This is a genomic window from Sphingomonas sp. RS2018, assembly GCF_054489605.1.
Genome location: NZ_JBTMWL010000001.1, coordinates 94,543 through 111,781 on the forward strand (window position 1 = coordinate 94,543; position 17,239 = coordinate 111,781).

General features: G+C 68.8%; 16 protein-coding genes, 1 tRNA gene and 1 pseudogene. 11 read left to right on the forward strand and 7 right to left on the reverse strand.

Features of this window, described 5'->3' with window-relative positions; genetic code table 11:
- Positions 1-4: 4 nt before the first annotated feature.
- The 3 genes from ACX40P_RS00485 to ACX40P_RS00495 form a co-directional block, all read right to left on the reverse strand.
- A complete protein-coding gene (locus ACX40P_RS00485) occupies positions 5-325 on the reverse strand; it encodes a hypothetical protein (RefSeq protein WP_459124342.1) in 321 nt (106 codons plus the stop codon).
- 31 nt (positions 326-356) lie between these two features.
- Positions 357-1,112: an SDR family NAD(P)-dependent oxidoreductase gene (locus ACX40P_RS00490; protein ID WP_459124343.1), complete on the reverse strand. Its 756-nt coding sequence runs from the start codon at positions 1,110-1,112 to the stop codon at positions 357-359.
- A gap of 1,165 nt (positions 1,113-2,277) precedes the next feature.
- Positions 2,278-3,708: a sigma-54-dependent transcriptional regulator gene (locus ACX40P_RS00495; protein ID WP_459124344.1), complete on the reverse strand. Its 1,431-nt coding sequence runs from the start codon at positions 3,706-3,708 to the stop codon at positions 2,278-2,280.
- A 160-nt stretch (positions 3,709-3,868) separates the two neighbouring features.
- Between ACX40P_RS00495 and ACX40P_RS00500 the strand changes: the two genes are divergently transcribed.
- The 5 genes from ACX40P_RS00500 to ACX40P_RS00520 are packed head-to-tail and all read left to right on the forward strand — an operon-like array spanning position 3,869 to position 7,470.
- Positions 3,869-3,994: an aa3-type cytochrome c oxidase subunit IV gene (locus ACX40P_RS00500; RefSeq protein ID WP_459124345.1), complete on the forward strand. Its 126-nt coding sequence runs from the start codon at positions 3,869-3,871 to the stop codon at positions 3,992-3,994.
- A 13-nt stretch (positions 3,995-4,007) separates the two neighbouring features.
- The gene (locus tag ACX40P_RS00505; protein WP_459124346.1) at positions 4,008-5,132 is read left to right on the forward strand and encodes an NAD(P) transhydrogenase subunit alpha; all 1,125 of its coding nucleotides are present in this window, start codon (positions 4,008-4,010) and stop codon (positions 5,130-5,132) included.
- Positions 5,129-5,584, forward strand: a complete 456-nt coding sequence (locus tag ACX40P_RS00510) for an endonuclease domain-containing protein (protein WP_459124347.1) — start codon at positions 5,129-5,131, stop codon at positions 5,582-5,584. The genes ACX40P_RS00505 and ACX40P_RS00510 overlap by 4 nt, the downstream gene beginning before the upstream one ends.
- A 10-nt stretch (positions 5,585-5,594) precedes the next feature.
- Positions 5,595-5,909, forward strand: a complete 315-nt coding sequence (locus ACX40P_RS00515; RefSeq protein ID WP_459124348.1) for an NAD(P) transhydrogenase subunit alpha part 2 — start codon at positions 5,595-5,597, stop codon at positions 5,907-5,909.
- A gap of 46 nt (positions 5,910-5,955) precedes the next feature.
- A complete protein-coding gene (locus ACX40P_RS00520) occupies positions 5,956-7,470 on the forward strand; it encodes an NAD(P)(+) transhydrogenase (Re/Si-specific) subunit beta (RefSeq protein ID WP_459124349.1) in 1,515 nt (504 codons plus the stop codon).
- A gap of 93 nt (positions 7,471-7,563) precedes the next feature.
- Here ACX40P_RS00520 and ACX40P_RS00525 read toward each other — a convergent pair whose 3' ends face one another.
- Positions 7,564-7,851: a hypothetical protein gene (locus ACX40P_RS00525; RefSeq protein ID WP_459124350.1), complete on the reverse strand. Its 288-nt coding sequence runs from the start codon at positions 7,849-7,851 to the stop codon at positions 7,564-7,566.
- Positions 7,852-8,283: 432 nt separating this feature from the next.
- Between ACX40P_RS00525 and ACX40P_RS00530 the strand changes: the two are divergent.
- Positions 8,284-8,412: pseudogene (locus ACX40P_RS00530) on the forward strand (hypothetical protein); the annotation flags it as partial.
- Between the two features lie 181 nt (positions 8,413-8,593).
- A tRNA-Val gene (locus ACX40P_RS00535) sits at positions 8,594-8,669 on the forward strand.
- A gap of 17 nt (positions 8,670-8,686) precedes the next feature.
- On the opposite strand, the gene ACX40P_RS00540 is transcribed toward ACX40P_RS00535, so the two are convergent.
- On the reverse strand, positions 8,687-9,250 hold the full coding sequence (locus ACX40P_RS00540) for a helix-turn-helix domain-containing protein (RefSeq protein WP_459124351.1): 564 nt from the start codon (positions 9,248-9,250) through the stop codon (positions 8,687-8,689).
- A 91-nt stretch (positions 9,251-9,341) separates the two neighbouring features.
- On the opposite strand from ACX40P_RS00540, the gene ACX40P_RS00545 reads away from it, so the two are divergent.
- Entirely contained in the window at positions 9,342-9,803 is a 462-nt protein-coding gene (locus ACX40P_RS00545) for a DUF6456 domain-containing protein (protein WP_459124352.1), read from the forward strand.
- Here ACX40P_RS00545 and ACX40P_RS00550 read toward each other — a convergent pair.
- The gene (locus tag ACX40P_RS00550; protein ID WP_459124353.1) at positions 9,788-12,271 is read right to left on the reverse strand and encodes a DUF2339 domain-containing protein; all 2,484 of its coding nucleotides are present in this window, start codon (positions 12,269-12,271) and stop codon (positions 9,788-9,790) included. The two genes, ACX40P_RS00545 and ACX40P_RS00550, sit on opposite strands and share 16 nt — an antisense overlap.
- A 78-nt stretch (positions 12,272-12,349) precedes the next feature.
- Between ACX40P_RS00550 and dapF the strand changes: the two genes are divergently transcribed.
- Positions 12,350-13,282, forward strand: coding sequence for a diaminopimelate epimerase (gene dapF / locus ACX40P_RS00555; RefSeq protein ID WP_459124354.1), 933 nt, complete (start codon positions 12,350-12,352; stop codon positions 13,280-13,282).
- A 125-nt stretch (positions 13,283-13,407) separates the two neighbouring features.
- Here the strand turns inward: dapF and ACX40P_RS00560 are convergent, their stop codons facing one another.
- On the reverse strand, positions 13,408-15,336 hold the full coding sequence (locus ACX40P_RS00560; protein ID WP_459124355.1) for a S9 family peptidase: 1,929 nt from the start codon (positions 15,334-15,336) through the stop codon (positions 13,408-13,410).
- Between the two features lie 95 nt (positions 15,337-15,431).
- Between ACX40P_RS00560 and ACX40P_RS00565 the strand changes: the two genes are divergently transcribed.
- Positions 15,432-15,680 (forward strand): hypothetical protein, encoded by a 249-nt coding sequence (locus ACX40P_RS00565; protein ID WP_459124356.1) that lies wholly within the window; start codon positions 15,432-15,434, stop codon positions 15,678-15,680.
- Positions 15,681-16,015: 335 nt separating this feature from the next.
- Complete coding sequence (locus ACX40P_RS00570) at positions 16,016-17,215, forward strand: pyridoxal phosphate-dependent aminotransferase (protein ID WP_459124357.1); 1,200 nt, start codon at positions 16,016-16,018, stop codon at positions 17,213-17,215.
- The last annotated feature ends 24 nt before the right edge of the window (positions 17,216-17,239 follow it).

A 17,239-nucleotide genomic window follows, 5' to 3' on the forward strand; every position in this document is an offset into this window, starting at 1 on the left:
CCCGTCAGGCGGCGCGCAACGCCATCGGATTGGCCATCGCCATGCCGAACAGCGCCAGCGCGAGCAGTCCGACGACGAGCGCCGCGATGGTCAGGCTGCGACGATTGCCGGCCAGCCAGCCGGGCAGGCCTGCGCCGAAGAACAGCACGCCGCCCACCAGCCAGCGCGAATCGCCAGTCGGGTGCCAGGTCGCGATGCCGAACAGCCCCGCCGTGAGCGCCATCGCCAGCTGGAGGTGGCGCAGCATCGGCACGGCACGGAAGGATCGGACGACCGCGACGATGGCGAAGGCGATGCCGGTATATAGCGCGATGGTGGCAGGCATGGGTGGGTCCCGCAGGGTCGTTACGCCACCGTCATAGCATGTAGCCGCCATCGCTGACCAGCACGCTGCCCGTGATCGACGCCGCAGCGTCGGACAACAGGAAGCCGATCTGCCCGGCGATCTCCTCCGCGCTCGCATAGCGGGCGAGCGGCGTAGCGAGTGCGGCGAGCTCGGCGAAGGCGGCGTCGCGGCCGATCGCCGCCGCACGATCCGCGAACATGGGCACAGTGTCCCACACCGGCGTCGTCACCCCGCCCGGCGCGATGGCGTTGACGCGGATCCGGTCGGCCGCGCCTTCCTTCGCCGCGACCTTCGTCAGCTGGATCAGCGCCGCCTTCGACGCGCCATAGGCGGCGACGCCCGGTTCGGCCTTCAACCCCGCCGCCGACGCGACCGTGACGATGCTGCCGCCGCGCGGGCCGATCGCGCGCATCGCCGCGCGCAGCGTCAGGAACGCGCCATCCAGATTGACCGACAGGATGCGGCGCCACTCGGCGAAGTCGTGATCCGCGATCGGCGCCGCGCCGGCGATGCCGGCATTGACAACGGCGTGATCGAGACCGCCGAGCCGCGGAGCGACCGTCTCGCTCCAGAACGCCTCGTCGCGGATATCACCGGGCAGCAGGTCGAGCGTCGCCGGCAGGTCGATCGCGGCGAGCGCGTCGGCATCCACGTCGACCAGCACCAGCCGCGCCGCGCCCCGCTCCGCCAGCATCGTCGCGGTGGCGAGGCCGATGCCCGATGCGGCACCGGTGACGAGCGCGGTACGGCCGCTGAAATCCTGCATGGCGCGATTCTGCCCCAGCCGCACGACCATCTCAAGCGGGAGCCATCGCCCGGCCTGCGCTTTCGCGCCAACGGATCGGCGGCTTGTCGCCATCCTCGCAGTCGCCGTCCGGGCGATCGACGCCCACAAACATAGAGGCTACGACACCAGAATTCTAAGTTACCGAGGTTTTGCCGCTCTATTCTCGGTTCAACTGAGTGCCGAACTGTGTGGGGTGCCGACACGGCGAATGTCCGATCGTGGTGGAAATCGGACGATTAACCGAAGCCGAGCAAGCCTAGTAAACTGCCGACCGCAAAGGCCGCGAAGAGCGCGACCAGAAGCCAATGCCCGGCAACATAGGATAGGGGTCTAGAAGGAGAGGTCTCCGCGATGACCGCCCTCGCTCGCGCGAATGTCTTGCAACTGGCCCACGCCCAGAAAGCGGTTTGGGCTACAACCAGGAGCTTTAGCGCGATTACCATGAGCAATCCTACTTCGTCCGCGAATGTCTGCAACTGGGCGGTTGCGGTCGTCAGCACGGGCCATGCCAGAACACACCTGGGCTGGGTTTAGAGTAGCAAGCGGCGGGCATCGACAGGCCTGCTTTGGTGCGTGGCACCTCGTAGCCGTAGCCGCCATCGAACCCGGCTTTCACTAGGATACCGACGCCTGAGGAGTGAACCGTCACATTCTCAGGATGAAGGTTTGAAATAGTGGTTGGCCATTGTTCCCTTGGGACATCCCTGCCGTTACCCGGATGTCGGGTTGCGTGCGTCCTCATCAGGGTTTGAGCCTCGGAGTAGATCGCCTTGAGCTGCTTGGGGTCGGAAACGGGCCGGTTACAGCCGCCGAGGAACGTCGATGCCGCCAAAGTAGCGAACACAGCTCTGGCGTAGTTGGACGGGCCCATGGGGCGAGTGGAGCATATGAGCCGAATGTCCGCAATTGGGCGATTGCGGACGTTCTGCGGCCCACTCACTTTTTGCTTGATAGCTCTCAAGTCGCTGAAGCGTATCGCAGACGCGCAGGCGGGAAGAGTTACGCCGACTTCCGCCGCGGTTTGGCGACCACCGCGTACAACCGGGTGACGACGGGCACGCCGACACGGCCGAGGGCGAGGCCGGATCGATCTATATCGAGGTGCCGGCGGACGTGGGCGCGACGCTACGCGCGGTCCGATAGGCTACGCCGCCGACGACTGGTCGATGCCGAGTTCGCCGAGCTTGCGATAGAGCGTCGAGCGCCCGATCCCGAGCCGCCGCGCCACCTCGGTCATGCGGCCGCGATAATGGCCGATGGCGAGGCGGATGACGTCGGCCTCGATCTCGTCGAGTGCGCGCAGGTTGCCGTCGGCGCGGAACAACGTCACCCCGCTCGCTCCCGCCAGCGACGCCGCACTGCCGATCGGCGCCTCGCGCGCGCCAGCCAGTGTCGCGATCTGCGGGAAGTCCGACTTCGTCAGCGCATCGCCGTCGCACAGCACGGCGGCGCGGAAGAGCGCGTTCTGCAACTGGCGGACGTTGCCGGGCCAGTCGTACTGGACGAGCAGCGACAGCGCGTCGTCGGTGATGCCGAGCGGGCGCAGCCCGGGCTGCGTCGCGATGCGGCCGAGCAGGTGGCGCGCCAGCGGGGCGATGTCGCTCTGGCGTTCGCGCAGCGGCGGAATCGTGACCTGGACGACGTTCAGGCGGTAATAGAGGTCCTCGCGGAACCGCCCCTGTTCGACCTCGTCGGCCAGCGTCTTGTTGGTCGCGGCGATGACGCGGACGTCGACTTCCTTGGCGTGACGCGCGCCCAGCGGCTGGATTTCTCCCGACTGGAGCACGCGCAGCAGCTTGACCTGCGCCTCCAGCGGCATCTCGCCGATCTCGTCGAGGAAGATGGTGCCGCCGTCGGCGTCGGCGAACCGGCCGATCTTGCGTTCGAACGCGCCGGTGAAGGCGCCCTTCTCATGCCCGAACAGCTCGCTCTCGACCAGATTGGCGGGGATCGCGGCGCAGTTGACGCAGATCATCGGCTTCTTGCCGCGCGGCGAGGCGGCGTGGAGCGCGTCGGCGACGACCTCCTTGCCGACGCCGCTCTCGCCCTCGATCAGCACGGGAACGCGGGCGCGCGCCGCCTTCGCCGCGATGGCGAGCGCGGCGCGGAACTGCGGGGCCGCGCCGACGATATCCTCGAACGCCAGCGTGGCGGGCAGTTTCTCGGTCAGCGGGCGCAGCTCGCCGCGCCCCGCCTCGCCCAGTGCCGCATCCAGCGCGGCGAGCAGGCGTTCGGGACCGATCGGCTTCACCAGGAAATCGGTCGCGCCCGCGCGCATCGCGCCGACCGCGGCGGCGACCGAATTGTTGGCGGTCAGCATCAGGATCGGCAGCGCCGGGCGACGCGCGCGCAGCTCCGAGATCAGCGAAGCCGCGTCCAGGTCGCCCGACCAATTGTCCATCAGGATCGCGTCGAGCGCCATGCCGTCGGGCGTGCCGAGCTGCGCGATGGCCACGTCGGGATCGCCCGCGAAGATGGTCCGCCATCCGCGCCGCCCCGCGATGGCGGCGATCAGGCGGCGCTGCGCGGGTTCGTCGTCGATCAGCATCAACAGGCGCTGGCCACTTCGCGTCATGTAGCTATCGTCCCACCCGTTCGTTGCACTTCCACGTCAATAGGAAGAGCGGGTGAAGTTTGACTTAATCGTCCCGTCACGGGACATTAAGGACGCGGACTTGAGCGCCGCGCACGCAGTAGCTAAGACGATGCCGAACGATAGTTTCAAAGGGACGATGATGGCCGAACAAAAAGAGATGCAGGCGCATGTCGCGACCTACAACAGTGTCATGGGAATGCTGAAGTGGGGCGCGGTCGCCTGCTTCCTGATCGGCATGGGCGTCGTCTTCCTGATCGCCGGTTAAGGGGCGCGCGGGGGTGAAGATCGCGGTCCTGCGGGAACAGGCCGACGGCGAGCGCCGGGTGGCGGCAACGCCGGAGACGGTGAAGAAATTCGCCGCGCTGGGCGCCACCGTCGCCGTGGAGACGGGCGCAGGCACGACTGCGTCGATCGCCGATTCGGCCTATAATGACACCGGTGCCGTCGTGGCGTCGCGCGCCGATGTGCTGGCCGATGCCGACATCGTTCTGGGCGTGCAGGGGCCGACGCCCGACAGCCTGACCGGGATCAAGCCCGGCGCCTGGCTGGTCGCCGGGCTCAATCCGTTCGGCGAGCGCGCGCGCGTCGATGCCTATGCGGCGATGGGGATCGAGGCGCTGGCGATGGAGTTCATGCCGCGCATCACCCGCGCGCAGTCGATGGATATCCTGTCGTCGCAGTCGAACCTCGCCGGCTATCGCGCCGTGCTGGACGCCGCGGCGGAATATGGTCGCGCTTTCCCGATGATGATGACCGCCGCCGGCACGGTGAGCGCGGCCAAGGTCTTCGTGATGGGCGTCGGCGTCGCCGGGTTGCAGGCGATCGCGACCGCGCGCCGGCTAGGTGCGCAGGTGTCCGCCACCGACGTGCGATCGGCGACCAAGGAACAGATCCTGTCGCTGGGCGCCAAGCCGATCTTCGTCGAGAACGTCGCCGGCATCGAGGGCGAGGGATCGGGCGGCTATGCGACCGAGATGAGCGCCGAATACCAGGCCGCGCAGGCCGAGCTGGTATCGGCGCACATCGCCAAGCAGGACATCGTCATCACCACCGCGCTGATTCCCGGCCGCCCCGCCCCGCGCCTCATCAGCGACGCGCAGATCGCAACGATGCGCGCCGGCAGTGTCATCGTCGACCTCGCGGTGGAAGCGGGCGGCAACGTCGAGGGCGCGGTGGCAGGCGAGATCGTCGAGCGCCACGGCGTGAAGATCGTCGGTCACCGCAACGTCGCCTCCCGCCTCGCCGCCGATTCGAGCGCGCTGTTCAGCCGCAACCTGTTCAACTTCCTGTCCGCTTTCTGGGACAAGGAGGCGGGCAAGCCGGTGCTGGACGCGGAGATCGGCGACGCCGTGCGGCTGACGCAGGGTGGGCAGGTCGTCAACGCGCGGTTGCTGGCACAATGATCCTCCCCGGCACGGGGAGGGGGACCGCGCCCGCAGGGCGTGGTGGAGGGGGCGTGCCGCAGATGCTGCGCCCCGAAGTCGCCTTGGCGCGTCGGCTGCGTCGCGACATGAGTTATCCGGAAGTGCTGTTGTGGCGACATCTCCGTGGTGGCGCCACCGGTTCACGATTCCGCAGGGGGCATCCCATCGGGCCCTATGTCGCCGATTTCTATTGCGCCGCTGCGCGGCTGGTCGTCGAGATCGATGGCGAGGTGCACGCCCAGCCCGATGCGATCGGGCACGACCGCGTGCGTGATCGTTTCCTCGCGGACAACGGCTATCGCCTGATCCGGGTCCCGGCGGCCGACGTCCTTCGTGACGCGCATGCGGTGGCCGACGCCATCGGCGCGCTTGCGGCCCGCCCCCTCCACCGTCCTTCGGACGGTCCCCCTCCCCGTGCCGGGGAGGATTGAAGGAAGCATCATGGACTTCATCGCGATCCTGTCGATCTTCGTCATGGCCTGTTTCGTAGGCTATTACGTCGTCTGGTCGGTCACGCCGGCGTTGCACACGCCGCTGATGGCGGTGACCAATGCCATTTCGTCGGTCATCATCGTCGGCGCGCTGATCGCGAGCGCCGCGTCGGGCCTGGGAGCCAGCGGATCGTCGTCGAAGTGGCTGGGGCTGCTGGGCGTCGTGCTGGCCAGCGTCAACATCTTCGGGGGCTTTGCGGTCACCGCGCGGATGCTGGCGATGTACAAGAAGAAGGACCGGCCGGCCGCTGCCGCCAAGCATTGATTTCGTCGCCACGGTAGAGCCGGGCGTCGTCGGGGGACTTGAGAATATGGAACATGTCGCGGTCAATCCCTGGGTGGCGCTGGCCTATCTGATTTCGGGCGTCTGCTTCATCCTCGCGCTGCGCGGCCTGTCGTCGCCGGGCACCAGCCAGCGCGGCAACCGCTTCGGCATGATCGGCATGGGCATCGCCGTCGTCACGACGCTGGTAACGCATGTGCCGATGCAGGCGGTCGGACTGGTGCTGACCGACCCGTCGGGCGCGATCGCCGCGACGGGTCCGCTCTACGCGCGGATCGACGCCGTCGCCGTCATCGAAATCCTCGCCGCGATCGCGATCGGCGCGGTCATCGGCCTCGTCACCGCAAAGCGCATCGCGATGACCGACATGCCGCAGCTGGTCGCCGCCTTCCACAGCCTCGTCGGCATGGCCGCGGTGCTGGTCGCCGCCGCCGCCTATCTGAACCCGGAAGCGTTCGGGATCGCCGGCCGTATTCAGCCGATCTTTGGTCCGCCGCTGATCGTCATCGATCCCGTCAGCCGGATCGAGATGGCGCTGGGCATCGCCATCGGCGCGATCACCTTTTCGGGCTCGGTCATCGCCTTCCTGAAGCTCAACGGCAACATGGGCGGCAAGCCGATCATCCTGCCGGCGCGCCACGTCATCAATCTCGGCACGCTGGCCGCGATCCTCGGCCTCGTCGCGTACTTCACGCAGGACCAGAGCCCGTGGGTATTCTGGACGATCACGCTGCTCAGCTTCGCGATCGGCTTCCTGCTCATCATCCCGATCGGCGGCGCGGACATGCCGGTCGTCGTGTCGATGCTGAACAGCTATTCGGGCTGGGCGGCGGCGGCGATGGGGTTCACGCTGCACAACACCGCGATGATCATCACCGGCGCGCTGGTGGGATCGTCGGGCGCGATCCTCAGCTACATCATGTGCCGCGCGATGAACCGCAGCTTCGTCAGCGTCATCGCCGGCGGCTTCGGCGCGGAGGCCGCCAGCACCGGCGGCGAGGCGAAGGAGCAGCGGCCGTGGAAGCGCGGGTCGGCGGAGGACGCCGCCTTCCTGATGCAGCAGGCCGAGCAGGTCATCATCGTGCCCGGCTACGGCATGGCGGTGGCGCAGGCGCAGCACGTGCTGCGCGAGATGGGCGACAAGCTGAAGGAACACGGCGTCCGCGTGAAATACGCGATCCACCCGGTCGCCGGGCGCATGCCCGGGCACATGAACGTGCTGCTGGCCGAGGCGAACGTGCCGTACGACGACGTCTTCGAGCTGGAGGACATCAACAGCGAGTTCGCGCAGACCGACGTCGCCTTCGTCATCGGTGCCAACGACGTGACCAACCCGGCCGCGAAGACCGACAAGACCTCCCCCATCTACGGCATGCCGATCCTGGATGTGGAGAAGGCGAAGACCGTCCTCTTCATCAAGCGCAGCATGGGCGGGGTCGGCTATGCCGGCGTCGACAACGACGTGTTCTATATGGACAACACCATGATGCTGCTGGCCGATGCTAAGAAGATGGTCGAGGATATCGTCAAGTCGCTCGATTGATCGGCGCCGGTGCTAAAGCGGTAGAACCGTAGCGGAGGCAACGGCGCCCGACCGGGTCCGATCCGGACCGTTCTGGCACTGGTCCGAAACGGATCATTTCCATAGTCGGAACAGATGACGAACTCGCCGACGACGGGGCCTGCCATGCACGACGCGACCTATGACGACGACCGCCTGTTCCTGATCGTCGCGGACGGCCCGGCGGATGCCATGGGCGCGGCAGCCGCGGTGGCGGATGTCGGCGGACGGGTCGCCGATACCGTGACGCTGGCGGACGCCGCCGACCGGCTGCGGCGGCAATGCCGCATCGACGGCGTGCTGCTGGAACTGAGCGGATGCGCGCCCGATGCCATCGCCCACAAACTGCCGCCGATCGCGCATCTAGCGGCGGATCGCCACGCCGGCCTGTGCATCGCCGGCGGCGCGGCGGAGATCGATGCGGCCTGGGCGGTGGCGCCCGAACTGTCGGCGCGGATGATGATCGACGCCAGCATCACCGACCGTGTCGTCGCACTCGCCATGCTGCCGCGCGGCGGGCGGCTGCACGATGCCTCCCGCTCCGACGACGAGCGCCGCCGGCGCATCAACCTGGAGGTCAGTCGGTTCGCCGAGACGCTGCTGCGGCTGGCCGACGACCTGCCGGCCGGTGTCACGCCGCTGCGCGACACCAGCACCGGCTATCGCCCCGAACCGACCGTCGCGCCGATCGAGCCTGCGCCGGTGGACGCCGCGCTGGTCCGCAACCTGATCCGCGCCCGCCGCATTCGCGCCGGCCATTTCCGCAGCGACCTGTTCGCGGACCCGGCATGGGACATGCTGCTTGACCTGTTCGCCGCCGAGCTGGAGAACCGTCGCGTCTCCGTATCCAGCCTGTGCATCGCCGCCGCCGTGCCCGGCACGACCGCGCTGCGCTGGATCGGCACGATGGTCGAGGCCGGGCTGTTCGAGCGGCAGGCGGACCGCAGCGACCGCCGCCGCGCGCATGTCGCGCTGACCGAAACCGCGCGGCAGGGCATGATCGCCTATTTCGACGCCGTCCGCCGGGCGGGTCTGTCGCCGGCCGGACGCGAAGGTTGCGGGATCGCGGGCAGGCGGTTAGGGAAACCGCCTTCGCGATGGCGTGGGGCGCTTAGCTCAGCTGGTAGAGCGGCTCGTTTACACCGAGTAGGTCGGCGGTTCGAACCCGTCAGCGCCCACCATCGCAAACCCGATATCGCTAAAGCGGCCGCACCAGTCGCACCGCGCGCGCGATCCACGGTGGCGCATTCACCACCTGCTGGCGCGCGCCGCTGCCGATCGGCAGCAGATGCAGCCGCTCCCCCTCCCGTCCGATCAGCCGCGCGAACAGGAAGCGACCGGCGGGGCGCGGCACCAGCACGTCGCGGTTGAGCGCAGCGCCGAACGCGTCGGGGGCAAGCCGTTCGCACCAGATCGCGTCGCCCGCGCGATAGTCGCCGACGCTGGTCTCGACGGTGACCGCCACCGTGCCCGGCGCCGCCTGTGGCATCGCCAGCACCGCGGTCTTACGCGGCGCATGCACGCCGTTCGCGTCGAGGATCGCGGCGACGGGCAGGTCGGGCCGGTCGGGCAGGCTGACGAGATCGCCCGCGGTGACGCCCAGCGCGTCGGCGATCCGGTTCAGCCAGCCGACCGACACGGTGCGCGTGCCCGTCTCCAGCCGGCCGATCGTCTGCGCCGTCGTCGGCGGCGAGCAGGCGCGCGCGACATCGTCCAGAGTCATGCCCTTCGCGCGACGAACCTCGCGGATCGCGGTTATCAATCGCCCTCTCCTTTGAACCGATCTGGTGAACTCTGTCCTACAAGCCGAGCGTCATGGCAAGGCTCGCACGAATCGAGATGGAGGCAGGACGATGCGGGATCTGGTGGAGCGCGGGCTGGTCGATGCACGGGCGGGGCCGGTGCGCGCCGGCGGGCGGCGGGTGACCGTCAACCTGGCCGAATCGCCGCTCGCCTGGCTAAATGCGCGCGGGCATATCGACGCGCGGCAGAACGAGGCGGGTGAGCGGCTGCGGATGGACTACGAGACGGCCTCCCTAGGCCCGCGCGTGACGATGCGTTGGGATGCGGCTCCCGGCGGCGGCGGGCGCGGGCCGGCGCTCGATCCGACGCTGGCCGGGATCGCCGCCAAGCGCCGCTTCGACGCCGCCGTCGCCGCGGTCGGGCCGGGCCTGTCCGACGTTCTGTGGCGCGTCGTATGCGCGGGCGAGGGGCTGGCCGCGACGGAGAAGGCGCTGTCCTGGCCCGCGCGCGCCGGCAAGCTGGTGCTGGGCTTGGCGCTCGACCGGCTCGCCGACCACTATGGCTTGCCGTGAGGCTTCGCGACAATGCGGTTGTAGGCCCAGCCGATCCCGATCAGCGCGACGCCCAGCCCCATCAGGCTGAGGATGCGCAGCAGCCCGCCCAGCGCCGCGACGTCGATCAGGAACACCTTCACGGTGACGAGCGTCAGCAGGATGAGCGCGGCGACGCGCAGTTGCCGGTCGCGGCGGCGCAACCCGAGGGTCAGCCACGCGATGGCGAGCAGCAGCAGCGCCGCCGAATAGCCCCAGGTCTCGCCCCCCTCCATCCCGCCGGTCAGGATAGTTCCGTGCGCGATCTGCCGCACCCCCGCGACCACGGCGATGGCGATGGCGACGAGCCCGCCGATACGCAGAGCGCGGGTGGAGGGAAGCGTCAGGCACGCCGCGGCGATCAGCGCAGGCAGGACGACGGCGGCGTTCAGTACCGGCACTCCGCCCACCGCCTGCGCTACGAGCACCGGCGACAGGATCAGCCCATCGAACCAGACGAAGCGGGCGAGCGCGATCCCGATCAGGCCATAGCCGCTGCGTACGAAGCGGGTTCGCTGAACAAGCGCCCAGCCTGCGCCGAGGAAAACCAGCGTGATGGCGGCGCGCTCGACGAAGCCGAGCGCCGCGAAGCGTGCGGCGTCGCCGATCGCAAGGGGCTGCTTGACGAGCGCGTAGGCGACGAAGACCGCAGCGACGGCCAGCGCGACGGTGACGTCATGCCGTCGGTCGCCGTAGCTGCGCGGCCACGCCAGCACCGCCGCCGCCACGCCCGCCGGGATCAGGATCATCCGCACCGCGTCGCGCAGGTCCGGCAACAGCAGATAGGACAGCCGATCGCCGCCCAGCGACTGCGACAGCAGAAGCGCGAAGTCGGCGATGACGGGAAAGGCGAGCACGGCCTGCACCGCAACCACCACGACCGGCAGGCGCGCGATATCGGCGTCGTCGACGCGCCTGCTCCACCACGCGAGCGCGACCAGCACGGGCGCCAGCGCGACGCCGGCCCAATCCATCCCGGCCATCGTCGTGAGCGCGACGCCGGCCAGCACGCCTGCCGCCACGCTGCCGCCGATCAATCCGATGTCGCGCACGCCGATCCGGTCGCGGTGACGCCATGCCAGCACGGTGAGCGCTATCGCGGCGGCGAGAGTCGGGACACTCCACGCGGCCGGCGCCATCCAGTCGTCTGCGACGATGCGCAGCGCCAGCACCGGCCCGGCCAGCCCGACCACGGCGGCGGCCGCCCACTGGCGCGCGCGTCGCGAGAGGGCGAGCCCGGCGCCGCCGGTGACGAGCGTCGCCGCCAATGCGGCGAGCAACGTCGTCGAGCGATTGTCCGCCGCAACTCCAGCCGCTGCCACCAGCACGACCAGTAACGCCGCCGCGATGACCGGCGCGGGCAGCAGCGTATCCTCCCGCACCGCCAGCACGACTGCCGCCGCGGCGAGGACGAGGTAGAAGCTCCACGCGACAGCCGAGAAGTCGAGCGTCGGCGCGAGCACCAGCATCTGCACCAGCCCCGCCGCCATCGGCGCGATCCGCATCCAGCGCTGGACGGGACCGGTGCGGGGCAGCGCCAGCGTCGCGGCGATCGCCAGCGCAACGACGAACGCCGCCACCCCCGCCGCCCCGCGCCCGTCGAGCAGCACGACGACGAGGTTCGCCCAGCCGAACCCCGCCACCACGGCGGCGATCGCCAGCCAGCTCCACCCGCGCCGCGCCGCCAGCGCGAACAGCGCGGCGATGAAGAGCGCCAGATAGCCGAGCAGCGCGCCCACCCCGGCGGCATCGAACCCGGCGACCAGTGGCGCGGCGAACCCGCCGATCAGCGCCATCACCGCGGTCGGCGGGCCGTGGCGGAGCGCGAGGAAGAGTGCGCCGGCCGTGATCACAATCATCACCCCGAACCCCGCCACCGCGCCGACGAGATGATATTGCGCCACTGCGACGTAGAGCGTGCCATAGGCGCTGGCGACGCCCGCGCCGGCCAGCACTTGCCCCACGCGCGGATCGTCGCGCGTCGCGGGCAGGCGGCGCGCGATCTCGCTGCCGGCGATCAGCGCGGCGGCGAACAGCGCTGCCAGCGCGACACGGGCGACCGGCCCGATCAGCCCGTTCTCGATCGAATAGCGGACGAGGAAGAAGCCCGCGACGACCAGCGCCGCGCCGCCGACCCAGATCGGCAGGCGCCCGCCGACCATCGATTCGAACACCGATCCGCGTTCGGTGGCGGGGGTGTCATCGACTGGCGGCTCCGGTAGCCCGACCGGTTCGGGCGGTTCGGCCCGCAGCGCGGCGACTTCGGCGGCGAGCGTCGGTCGCTCGACGACGCGGGCGGGCGGGCGGGCGGGCCGGACCGCGGGCGAGTCCGCCGGTATCGCCGGCAGGTCGCGCAGTTGCTCGATCATCCGCTCCAGCCGGCCGATGCGCCGCGCCTGCGCCGCGAACGCCGCGATCACGCCGATCAGCAGGATGAGGTCGAACGCCACGCAGCGGGTTATGGCCGATCGGTGCCGGCGATGCTACCGCGTCGCCATGTCCGTCACCCGCCCCCCGCTGGTCGCCCGATGCGGCTGAGCTTCATCAAATGTCACGGCAGCGGCAATGATTTCCCACTGATCGATGCGCGCGCGCTCACGTACGACGATGCGACCTGGGCGGGGATCGCCCGAGCGCTGGCGGATCGCATCGGGCCGGTCGGGGGCGACGGGCTGTTGCTGCTGACCAGCGGCGACGACAGTCACGCCTTCGGCATGCGGATGTTCAATTCGGACGGGTCGGAAGCGGAGACGTGCCTCAACGGCTTGCGCTGCACGGCGCGTGCGGGGTTCGAGGCGCTCGGGATCGATGCGGCGCATGTGCGGTTGAAGGTCAGCAGCGCCGATGTCGCCCGCGTCGCGCCGCTCGCCCCGGGCGTCGCGACGATCCGGACGGAAGCGATGCCGTCGCTCGATCCCGCCGCGGTCGGGCTGGCGGTTGCCGCGCCGGTGATCGACGCGCGCGTTCCCCGGCTGCCAAGCGAGCGCGCGTTCACCGCCATCGCCATGCCCAATCCGCATCTGATCGCGTTCGTCGAGCAGGTGGACGAGGGCGAACTGGTGGCGCTGGGCGAATGGTGCGAGGCGGGGCCGGCGCTGCTCGCCGATCGGGCCAACGTCTCTTTCGTGATGGTCGAGGTGGGCGGCATCTATGTCCGCACGTTCGAACGCGGGGTCGGGCTGACCGACGCGTGCGGCAGTGCGATGTCGGCGTCGATGGTCGCCGCCGGGCTGACCGGGCGGGTGCCATTCGGGACGGAGGTCGCCGTCCGCACCCCCGGTGGTCGCGCGCGCGGTCTGGCCGGCGGTCGCGAGGCGCCGGTGGCGATCATGGGCAATGCGACCTTCGAATGGGACGGCAGTGTCGAGGTCGATCCGGTGGGCGGAGTCGCGACCGGCCTGACCGTCACCCGCCGCCGCGATGATGAGGTCGCGGCCTGGGATGCGTTGCAGGGGCTGTAAGGGAATAATCCCCTCCGTCCGTTCGTGCTGAGCCTGTCGAAGCACTGCCTTTCCTTCAGCCTTACGCCAGGCGGCACGAAGAAGGGCAGCCCTTCGACAAGCTCAGGGCGAACGGAAGAAGTGTCCTACTGCGGCACCTTCCCCAGCAAATTCTGCTGCCAGAAATACAGCGTCGCGTAGTTCTGGAAGTCGCGATTGTCCTTCTTCGCGTAGCCGTGACCCTCGTCGGCGGCGAGGATGTGCCAGGCCGTGCCGCCGTTCGCGCGCACCGCCTTCACGATCTGGTCGGCCTCACTCGCCGGCACGCGCGGATCATTGGCGCCGGTGACGACCATCAGCGGAATCTTGAGTTCGGACACCCGGGTCATCGGCGAAATCTCGATCAGCTTCGCCTTCTGCGCGGCGATCCGCTCGTCGCCATATTCGACGCGGCGCAGGTCGCGGCGATAGCTTTGCGTGTTCTCGAGGAAGGTAACGAAGTTCGAAATGGCGACGATGCAATCCGCCCCCTTCAGCCGCGCGCCGTAGCGGATCGCCGAGGCGTAGCACATATAGCCGCCATAGCTGCCGCCCTGCACGCCGATCCGCGCGCCGTCGATCGCCGGATCCTTGGCGAACCGGTCGAGGAAGGCGCCGATGTCCTTCACCGAATCCTCGCGCTTGAACGGACCGTTGTCGAGGCTGACGAAGCGCTTGCCGAAGCCGGTCGAGCCGCGGACGTTGGGATAGAACAGCGCGATGCCGAGGTCGTTGAGATAGTAGTTGGCGCCCCCCCGATAGCCCGGCGTCGATTGCCCCTCCGGCCCGCCGTGGATGTCGATGATGAGCGGGCGCTTACCCGGGAATTTCGCGGGGTCGGGCCGGAACAGGAAGCCGCTGACATCCTCCCCGTCGAAGCTCTTCACGGTGACGAGCTGCGCATCGACGTTCTTGGACGGATCGAGCCCTCCGGTCTCGCTCGCCGTCCACTGCGTCACCGCCATCGTCTTCGGGTCCAGCACGAAGGCGTCGCCCGCGACCTTCGGGCTGCTAAAGCCGAACGCGACCGCGCCCCACGGCGCGATCTCCAGTCCACCGGCGACTCCGGTCGGCAGCTGCGCAGTGCGGACTGCGCGAGTCTTCGGATCGAGCAGCTTCAGCCGCGAGATGCCGCCTTCGTTGACCAGATAGGCAATGAAGCTGCCGTCGTCGGCGATCCTGAATTCGGAGACGTCCCATTTCGTCTCGGGTGCGACCGCGGTGAACTTCCCGTCCTTTAGGATGCCGAGCCGCTGGAAGTCCGAGCCTTCGTCGGACAGCACCCAGATCGTCCCGTCCGGCGCGACCTCGGCGCCGCCATACGACACCTGCTTGTCGAGCGCGCTGAGCGCGGTCAGCTTGCCGGTTGCGAGGTCGAGGTCGTAGAGATCGCTCTTCTGGATCGAGGTATAGTTGTCGACGACGGCGTGGGTACCGCCCGGCATGAAGTCGATGAAACTCCACCCGCCGCCCTTCACCTGCGCGACCATCCGCGCCGATGCGGGATCGCGCGGATCCATCACATAGAGGTCGTTGTCGGCGCCGGTCCGCTTGGTCGAAGTGTAGCCGACCAGCTTCCCGTCTTTCGAGAACGCGCCGAAGCCGTTGCGGCTCTTGCCGTCGGTCAGCAGCGTCAGCCGGCCGTCCTTCAACGTATAGAGCTGAAAGAACTCGCCGCCGCCGACATCCTTTTGCACCACCGCCACGTCGCCGGAGGGCGAATAGGCGAGCTGGCCGGTGCGATCCGCCTCGAAACTGATCTGGCGGCGATCCATCAGCGGGCCGGCGACCGAATGCAGCTGGTTGACGTTGGCGAAGCGCGTGGTGACGATCAGCGCCTTCGTCACCGGGTTCCACGCGACCGGCGCGGCGTTGCGGCTCTCCGCATAAGGGCGCAGCGCGTCGGCAAGGCTGACGGGCAGCGGCGGCACGCCGTCCGCGGTGATCGCGGCGGGCTTTGGAATGGCGGGCGCGGTCTGCGCGAGCGCCGGCGCGGCGGTGGTGGCGAGAAGCGTGGCGGTGAGCAGCAGGCGCATCGTGAAATCCCCCATATGATTGGCGTCAGACTAACGTCTGAGCCACGTGCCGCAACAGGCTTGCCGCCAACGCCACAGCGCGTCATGGATTCGGCATGGACGCGGCCCAACCGAACCTGATCGCGACGATGGCGTTCGATCCACTGACGGGTCTGCTCGATCTCGACGAGCATCTCGCGGTGCTGAAGACGAGCGCAGGCGAGCGCGGCTATCGGTTCGACCGGCACGCCGTGCGCAACGAACTGCAGGCGGCGACCTTTCGCCTGCGCGACGCGCGCAGCATCCGGTTGCTGGTGTCGCCGACGGGGACGCTGGCGATCGAGGTGTCGGCGCCGATTGGATAGGTCGCAGCGCCAAAGTTTACCGAAACGCGTTCCATTCGTCCCCTGACGTCGCTTTTGTCACCTTTGTCGCTTTTGTTCGGATGCCTGCCGTTGGAAGCGGCGTCGTTCCGCGAGGTGAAGCAGATCGGGGCGGTGTAGGACAGCGGCTTCGTGGGGAGTGTGGCGGACACGGGCGAAGCCCGTGTCGTCGGACGAGCTTCGCCCGCCGGCCGTACCGGTTGCGAGTCCGCGCCGGCGCGGCGCTGGCCGCAACCGGTATCAAATGTTGCGTTTGCGATGTCGGTGCCACCGGCGCTAAGGCGCGCGCACCCAATACAGCCTCGGGATTAGCCGTCATGCATCCATCCGCCGCGCTCGGTCGTATCCAGCCCTCCGCCACGCTCGCCATGACGAGCCGCGTGCTGGACCTGAAGCGTCAGGGGATCGACGTCATCGGCCTGGGCGCGGGCGAACCCGATTTCGACACGCCTGATTTCGTCAAGGACGCCGCGATCGAAGCGATCCGCGCGGGCAAGACGAAATACACCAACGTCGACGGCACGATCGAGTTGAAGCAGGCGATCGTCGCCAAGTTCGCGCGCGACAACGGCCTGACCTACACCACCGATCAGGTCAGCGTGAACGTCGGCGGCAAGCACACTTTGTTCAACGCGATCGTCGCGACGGTCGATGCCGGCGACGAGGTGATCGTGCCCGCGCCCTATTGGGTCAGCTATCCGGACGTCGTGCAGTTCGCCGGCGGCACCCCGGTTTTCGTCGAGGCCGGGGTGGAGCAGGGCTACAAGCTGCGCCCCGAGCAGCTGGAGGCGGCGATCACGCCACGCACCAAATGGGTGATTCTGAATTCGCCGTCGAACCCGACCGGTGCCGCGTACAGCGAGGCGGAGCTGCGCGCGCTGGGCGAGGTGCTGGAGCGCCATCCGCACGTGTGGATCATGGCCGACGATATGTACGAGCATATCGTCTACGACGGCTTCGCCTTCCGCACGATCGCGCAGGTCTGCCCGAACCTCTACGAGCGCACGCTGACGGTGAACGGCTGTTCGAAGGCGTACAGCATGACCGGCTGGCGCATCGGCTTCGCCGCGGGCGCACCGTGGCTCATCAAGGCGATGGCGAAGCTGCAGTCGCAGTCGACCAGCAACCCGTGTTCGATCGCGCAAGCCGCCGCCACCGCCGCGCTGACCGGCGACCAGTCGTTCCTGAAGGACCGCGCCGCCGCGTTCCAGACGCGCCGCGACCTGGTCGTGCGCATGCTGAACGAGGCGGAGGGCATCAGCTGCCCGCTGCCCGAAGGTGCGTTCTACGTCTATCCGGACGTGTCGGGCACGATCGGCAAGACCACGCCCGGCGGCAAGCGCATCGAGACCGACGAGGATCTCATCACCTATTTCCTGGACGACGCGCGCGTCGCGGCGGTGCACGGCGGCGCGTTCGGCCTCTCGCCGGCGATGCGGATCAGCTATGCCACGTCGGAGGATATCCTGACCGAGGCGTGCCGCCGCATCCAGGAGGCGTGCGCGGCGCTGCGCTGAGCGGTTCCTGAGTTGACCGTCATC